The 7250-nt window shown below is 45.5% G+C and carries 5 protein-coding genes and 1 pseudogene; 2 read left to right on the forward strand and 4 right to left on the reverse strand.

What is annotated here, in order from left to right:
- The 4 genes and pseudogenes from BCT81_RS20720 to BCT81_RS20735 all read right to left on the reverse strand — a co-directional run.
- Window positions 1-287, reverse strand: a pseudogene (locus tag BCT81_RS20720) (siderophore biosynthesis protein PvsD); the annotation flags it as partial.
- Window positions 259-1467: an MFS transporter gene (locus BCT81_RS20725; RefSeq protein ID WP_102425675.1), complete on the reverse strand. Its 1209-nt coding sequence runs from the start codon at window positions 1465-1467 to the stop codon at window positions 259-261. The gene BCT81_RS20725 and the pseudogene BCT81_RS20720, both read right to left, overlap by 29 nt.
- A gap of 6 nt (window positions 1468-1473) precedes the next feature.
- Entirely contained in the window at window positions 1474-3285 is a 1812-nt protein-coding gene (locus BCT81_RS20730; RefSeq protein WP_102425676.1) for an IucA/IucC family protein, read from the reverse strand.
- Window positions 3282-4493 (reverse strand): ATP-grasp domain-containing protein, encoded by a 1212-nt coding sequence (locus tag BCT81_RS20735; RefSeq protein WP_102425677.1) that lies wholly within the window; start codon window positions 4491-4493, stop codon window positions 3282-3284. Before BCT81_RS20735 ends, BCT81_RS20730 begins: the two co-directional genes overlap by 4 nt.
- Before the next feature lie 240 nt (window positions 4494-4733).
- On the opposite strand from BCT81_RS20735, the gene BCT81_RS20740 reads away from it, so the two are divergent.
- Window positions 4734-6776 carry a TonB-dependent siderophore receptor gene (locus BCT81_RS20740; RefSeq protein ID WP_102425678.1) on the forward strand — a complete coding sequence of 681 codons (2043 nt, stop codon included), beginning with the start codon at window positions 4734-4736 and terminating at the stop codon, window positions 6774-6776.
- Between the two features lie 149 nt (window positions 6777-6925).
- The coding region (locus BCT81_RS20745) for a TonB-dependent receptor plug domain-containing protein (RefSeq protein WP_157938882.1) at window positions 6926-7250 on the forward strand (325 nt) is incomplete at its 3' end.

The raw sequence follows: 7250 nt of genomic DNA on the forward strand, positions 1-7250 counted from the left end.
GGCAAGACTAACAAGCCACTCTCTTGCGTCTGATTTTGCTGAGGGAGATGTATTGCCACACGTTGCTTGGCCGTAAAGTTTCTTTTTAATGTCTGCGGTAGTGATGCTGAGTTGAAGCACCAATCAACTTGCTTATTCGGTATCGCGTATTCACGCAGGTAGCAATTCACTACGCCCATGATGGTATTTAATTGGGCTTTTTCTTGATTGAGCCGAACCTGACTGTGATTTATTTGCGTCTTGTTTTCAGCTCGGTTCTCAGTTGGAGATGAATGAGTGTTTAACATGTCGATGTCCAAATTTTGAAAGAATGATCATTGCGATAGCAGTACTAAAGCTAATCAAAGTAGAAAGTAAGAAAGGAACCTCAAGCCACCCTAAGCTTGATATAAAAGACGCGCTTAACCCTGCTGCAACGCCACCCCATTTAGACATGGCATCAAATCGCGAAAATATCTTGCCACTTTGTTGTCGGTCGATTTGGTTGGCCAAGGCTTGATGCAGCCCTTGGTAGCAACAGACCAACCCAAGTCCAAAAACAACTCGAGCGATGATTAGCGTTGTTTGATCCGGTATCAGGTGCATCGCTGTGCTGACTGAGAGCAAGCCAAAACCAAGGTACAAGGTATTTTGCGGGTGACGGCGGTTGAGCCTTTCTGAAAACAGATGAACTTTTCCGGCAAAGAGTAAGTAAACACCGTGTGGAAGAGCGTATAAAAAGCCTATCCACGCTTGGTTTGTCACACCGTATTGCTGCACAAAAGGTGAGAAATAGGGGAAGGTGACGACCATCGAAAAAGCAAAGCAGAACTGTACACCGAACACCCAGTAGAGATGGCGTAACGGCTTGTGTGTTGCTTGTTCTCTTTGACTTGTTGCTTGGTCTTTTGCTTCTTTCTCTACATCCAATTTCTCTAAGTTATCAGCAGGGAGCGTTAGGGTGATTGCCAATGCTAACAAAGGCAAGGCAGACAACCACAGATACGCATTGAGCGGACTCGTGTCTGACAATGTCCAACCTAGGCCGATGGGCGCGACAATCAATGCCAAACGAGCAGAAAGCTGGGTCTTATTCAGTGAGGTACCGAGGGTCTTTGCGTCTTTAATTTGACTTGATAGGTAGCTATTAGAGGCGGCCATGGTGCCGCCAAAGGTTCCTTGAACAATAAGACCAAACACAAACATTGTCAGACTGTCTGCCAAACCACACAGAGCAAACCCTGCAGCAAGCCCTAGTTGTGCTCGTAACAGAGAGCGACGTCTGCCAAATTTATCTGCAAACTGCCCCCAAAATCGTGCAGCTAACGCAGTACAAAAGGTTGGCAAAATAAATAAAATGCCTGCCCAATCTGAATCGATATGTGCGCCAAGTGTCGGTAATACCATAGGTAAAAACAGAGGCATGCCTAAGGCTGCGAATGCCGCTATGAAGTGGCAGAACAGCACACAATAAATGAGTTTGGTCATGGTGGATTAGTTCACGCTCTGTTTGATGGATTCTAAGTAAGCGTGTTGTGCTTCTTCACTGGTAAGTAGTAAGAAGTTCGGAGCCGATAACCCATAAAATTTGTTTATATCGCTAGCACCGGAGGCTTCTTTCGAGAGCAAACTGCCTGAGCTTAATAAATACTTGGCGTATAGATTCGGTGATTCAAATAGCAACTCGTTGGCAAGTGAAACGTCATGACCTTGATTGCGAAGTTGCTCTAGCTGTAGTGAAAGGCTAGTTGCCACTATTTTGTAAAGGTCAGCCGATGGCGCAATAGCTTGTGCGGCCATTGCTTCAACAATCGCCGCAATATCGAGCTGTAACGTGATGGTCGTGAACATCTGACCAAGAGCCAGCTCCTCGTCTACTTTAATGCGTTGATCCAGCAATTGATCGCACTTAACCGGTGAGAGGTGTTCGAAGTTTTTAAATCGCTCAGGCCAAATCCGCGCTGCATCATTGTCCTTCATCGCTAAGGTCATTTTTCCCTGAGCACCGAACGCTATAATGGCGTTCTGTTGGTTGGACTCCAATGCAATGCCGTAGCGAAGCCACAATCTCAGATGCACTTTTGAAAGCAGATCAACGTAATCCTTAAACCAAGCTAACGTGTCATTGTGATAATACTGTTCGGCGAGGTGCTCTAAGAACAAGCGGCCATCGGGCATTGGGCTAGCCAACGCGGCAACGGGAACGAGTGCTTTATCTTGCGAATGGTTCAATGGATATTCACGCACGATGTAAGCGAAGCTCTTGTCATCTCCTACGTGTCCACCGTGTTTCTCATTGCAATGAAATAGCGTGCCTTGTAAGTCGCTATCATTTTGTTCCAAGTGCGTTAATAGGCGCTCGAACCAGTGTCCATCATAAAGAGTCGAAGGCTTGATTAAGCGAATGTTTTTGGTACCTAGAGAACGCATGATAAGAGGTACTTTGATGTGAATATTTGGTGCAGAATTCACAACAACGGTACGCACCGATAGTGTAGGCGTAACCTCAAGGTATGGAGTAGGGGCTTCAATAATGCCTTCTGGAAGAGACTCAAGGCCTTGTAGTGTTAAAGGGTGTGCTGGGAATAAATGATGACTCACAGCAAAGTCGCCCGGTAGACCTACTTGCTCCATGGTTGGCCAGCATTGTGGCTGTGAACTTGTCAAAGTGACGAGTGACTTATCAATCGCGAGCCAACGCAGAGTAAAGCTTTGTGCAAACTCTGGTGCATATTGCTTGAGGTCTGTATCACTTAACCCAAATTTTGCGCGAGCGGTTGGATAAAAAGGGTGATCAAGGTACGACGCGATTTGATCAGCACGCAGTAATTTTTGGTTCCAATGCGTCAGCTTAGAAATCGGCTGCATTAATGAATTAGAATTTTGCTGGAAAGCGTTATCACATAGTGCTTTGTGTTCCTCTGCACATTCCAGTTCTTGTAAGTAACCATCTAGCAATGGGGGGGAGCTTTCATGTGCACACGCTTTTAATAATTGAATCCAATCATGATAGTTATGCTGAAGTTCAAACTGGCCCTTTTTCTCGATTAGCCAACCACTACCATCCACCCCATTAGGAGAACCGTAAACCCAGCGCTGCATGTAGTAACTTGGCGTGACAGGTAGGTAAAGCGTGAAATCAGAATGGGAAAAGAGAGCCCATGCTTGCTCATCCGGGTAATTCGAACTAGTAAGGGTAGCTGGCGTTCTGGCTGTGAACTGACTTTTAGACACTAAGCCGAATAGGTCTTCACGAAGGCAAGTGTCCACTAGTCGCTGAGTTAGGTATGAAGCGTTGCTGCTCATGCGTTCACCTCACTGTTTGACGTTAGATTGAATCGAGAAATAGTGCGTTGAAGAGCAGCATCTAAACTTTGCCCTGAGGGTGATGCTATAGAAATTCGCGCTAGGTAATCTTTGTTGGAAAAGCTTTGTAGGAAGGCGTCACCCGGGTGTTTGAGTACCTGCTGCTGCGTGACAATATCGCCATCTTGATGAATGAAAGATGTAGATGTCCCCTCGATGACGCCACTTTGATTTGCCACAACATAGTGGACATTTGCACTGCCACTTATTTGGAATGAAGGGTCTAGCTTGCTGCCGAGGTGAAGGCTTAAGATGGTGCTGAACCACTTTCCTCCACTTAGATTGTCGAGTAGGAACTCACGACCATCTCCAATACTGCGATAGTTAATTTCAACTAATACAGGACCTGACTCTGTGATAATGAATTCACTGTGGCAAACACCGAAGCCTACGCCAAATGCCTTCAACTGTCTGACACATTCATCTTTGAATTGAGTGCTGTTGTCGCCATTCCAAGTCGCAGCAGTTTCAATAAAGAATGGAGGCTCAGAGAGCTCCACATCAAACCCACCAAGTGCAGCTAAGTTTTCTTCGTCTCCCAAGGTTTCTAGGGTGATCAGTGGGCCCTGCAAAAAATCTTCAACCAAGATTGGGTTCGTCGGATGTTTCTGCCAAAAGCGTTCGCAATAATTCTCCAGCTCAGTTTTAGAGTTACAACGCTGGACGTCTATGCTTGCCACGCCCTCTTTGGGTTTAGCGACGACAGGAAACGTAAAGTTCAACGTAGAGTCTATGTCTTGGTAGAGCAATTCACTTTGCACATTGGGTAAATATTTATCGCTCAGAACTTGGCGAGTGAGGTGCTTGTTCTTTGCTTGCAACGTTACCGTCCAATCTTTTGCTGGTAAGCCGAAGAATTGCGCACAGATAGCGGTAGAGGTTTGCAAGTGATCACTATTACTAAAAATAGCGCTAGGTTTCAGGTTTTGTTCTGTGATGGTATCGATAAGTTCAAGTGGATTAAACACATCACATTCAAGAATTGCGTCTGGGCTAAAACGCTCGTCATCGTTACTCAATTTTAGGTGGCTGAGCTTGTGATCTGTGATCAGTATGACGTTAAGCCCCATCGCTTTTGCTGTCGGTACGAAGCCGTGAGTGACTGCGTCATTGACGACGTGACTCACAATAATAATCGTAGATTTCATTGGGCTTTCCTAATTTATAAAACGTTGTTGTTACCTGCTCACAACTTGCATTCAAGTGGCCTTTTTCTTGTTTTTAGGGAAGGCTTCTTTCTATGTTATTGTTTTTATTGATAATGGTGTTAATAGTGCAGTTGCATATTGCCGGGCAAATATAGATCAAAAAATATATATTGCAAACATAAATGATATTTGTTTTCATTCGCGCTGTTGAGAATTTATAAATTAAAACGGAATTAGAAAATGGATATCAGATTGAACTTATCTCCTCTTGCTCTCGCGATTGGAGGGGCATTGACGGTGGTCGTTGGCGTACCAAATGCAGTGGCTGAAGAACAAGCCAAAGTGGATGAAACATTGCACATTATTGGTCACCAATACGAAGGATATGCAGAACATATGCCTCAGTCAGGAACCAAGACAGATGTTGAATGGTTGGACGTACCACAAGCAGTATCTGTGGTCACGAAGACAGAAATGGAAGACCGAGGCGCGGTACGTTTAGTGGATGCACTCGATGGTGTAGCTGGCGTCAATAATACCCTAGGCGAAGGTAGCCGAGACCAGTTCGTTATCCGTGGTTTTGACTCACTCAATGACATGTATCGTGATGGTATGCGTGATGATGGGACCTTACAGTCATACCGAAGCCTCGCAAACATTGAGCGTGTTGAAATTGTTAAAGGCCCGGCTGGTGCGCTTTATGGTCGAGGTTCTGCTGGCGGTATCATTAATCTAGTCACTAAGCGTGCAGAGGGTGAAAACTTCACCAATGTAAATGGTAGTGTGGGCAGCAACAGCCAGTTTGTTGGACAAGTTGATAGTTCAATGGCTTTTTCAGACAAGGTTAATGGCCGTATCAATGTGGAGCATCGCCAAGCCGATTCTTACGTCGATCATGTGGATTCTAACGATTTCTTTATTGCCCCAACGATTCGAGTGATGCCTTCTGATGGACATACTATTGATCTCGATGTTGAATATGCTCACCAAGAATTAGTGCCTTACCGTGGTGTTCCATCCAAAAATGGTAAACCAGTCGATGTTTCCGAAAGCACTTTTTACGGCGGTACCAATGATTATCAAGAGTCGGACAGCATTCGTGTTGGCGTTAATTACGAATGGCTTTTGAATAGTGAATGGGCATGGACCAACCGCGCAGCATACAACCATATCGAGTTAGAACAAAAGGGCACGCGTCAAAGTAACGATATAGTTACGGGGAGCGAGGTTGATCAAACTGTCAACAACTTCGGCTATGACCCTCGTACCACGACAACACTGCAATCGGAACTCGTTTGGGAAACCGATTCTAATCAAATGATGATTGGTGCTGACTACAACCAAATCAATATCGATCTTACGCTTGCAAGCGATAAAACTTTACCCCCAAAAGATATATACAACCCTGTTGCTGGTCCAACACCGGATCCGGGTTTTAAACCGTTCCGTGATAACACCACAACGACCACTGGCGTTTACATTCAAGATGTTTATACCTTTGGCGATCTATCGGTAATAGGTAACGTTCGTTATGACTCTATGGAACTGGAACAACAAAAGGCAGGATCTGCCAAAGAGCACCTAGATGATAACAAGGTGAGCTACCGTGGTGGTGTTGTCTATCGTCTCAACAGTGATATGTCGGTGTATGCAAGCTTAGCTCGTTCATGGCAATTACCTTACTCAGGTATTTACATCAACCCGAAGTTAGCGGAGTTCTTCCATACCGATCTAAAGGAAGTCGGTGCAAAAGCCTACCTATTGGATAACGCCTTGATGCTCAATGCAGCGGTTTTCCAAATTGACCAAGAGCAACCTGAAACGAATACCGACGGGGATGTGATCAACAAGATTGAGGCGCGCCACCAAGGCATTGAATTGGAAGCTCGCGGTCAGATTTCAGACCAATGGGACATTTCGATTGGCTACAGCTTCCTCGATGCTGAAGACAAAGAGACAGGCAAGAAACCTAACGACGTGTCTGATCATTTGTTCTCACTGTGGAGTACCTACCAGCTAGACGACAACTGGCGTTTAGGTGGCGGTGTGAAATATGTCGGCGACCGCTATGCGGGTAATGACGAAGCCGTCGCATTGGGGGATTACACCACGGTTGATTTGATGGCGGCGTACACCACCGGTCGTCACAAAGTCCAAGCGAATGCTTACAACGTGCTGAACGAGAAATACATTCTTGGAACAACCAATGGTAAGTCTGGCACCAACCAGGTTGGTTACGGTGCACCAGCTGAATTCATGCTCAGCTATGGCTACCAGTTCTAAATGCCAACTCAGTTTCAAACATTTGTGTTTGCTAGCAAATAGCGAACAGTTTTGGCCTTATGTTGAGGCCGTTTAGCCCAAAAGGTCAAAGGACACATCGAATCGATAACGGTGCCTTTGACCTTAACCTGCCTTTTTAGGAGATTTTCATGCCTTACCAGAATTTGGATGGTAACCCCTGTACTCAATCGCACAAAAAGTTGCGTCTAAGTGCTCTATCAATGGCCATCGCTTCCGTGACGTCCATGGGCGCATTTGCCGCATCTGAGCCTCAAACAACGACCATGGAAACGGTTGTCGTTACCGGTAGTTTGATCGGCAACTCAGAGCTCGAGGACGTGAAAGAGTACCCTGGCGCTCGTACCGTTTTGACCAATGAACAGATTAAAAAAACGGGTACGCTTTCGGTTGATTCTGCTCTTCAAAGTGTTCCTGGTATTAAGGTTCAAGATGAAACAGGCACCGGTGTTCTGC

Origin of the sequence: Vibrio sp. 10N.261.52.A1, from assembly GCF_002876325.1 — a bacterium.
GTDB classification, from domain to species: Bacteria; Pseudomonadota; Gammaproteobacteria; order Enterobacterales; family Vibrionaceae; genus Vibrio; species Vibrio chagasii.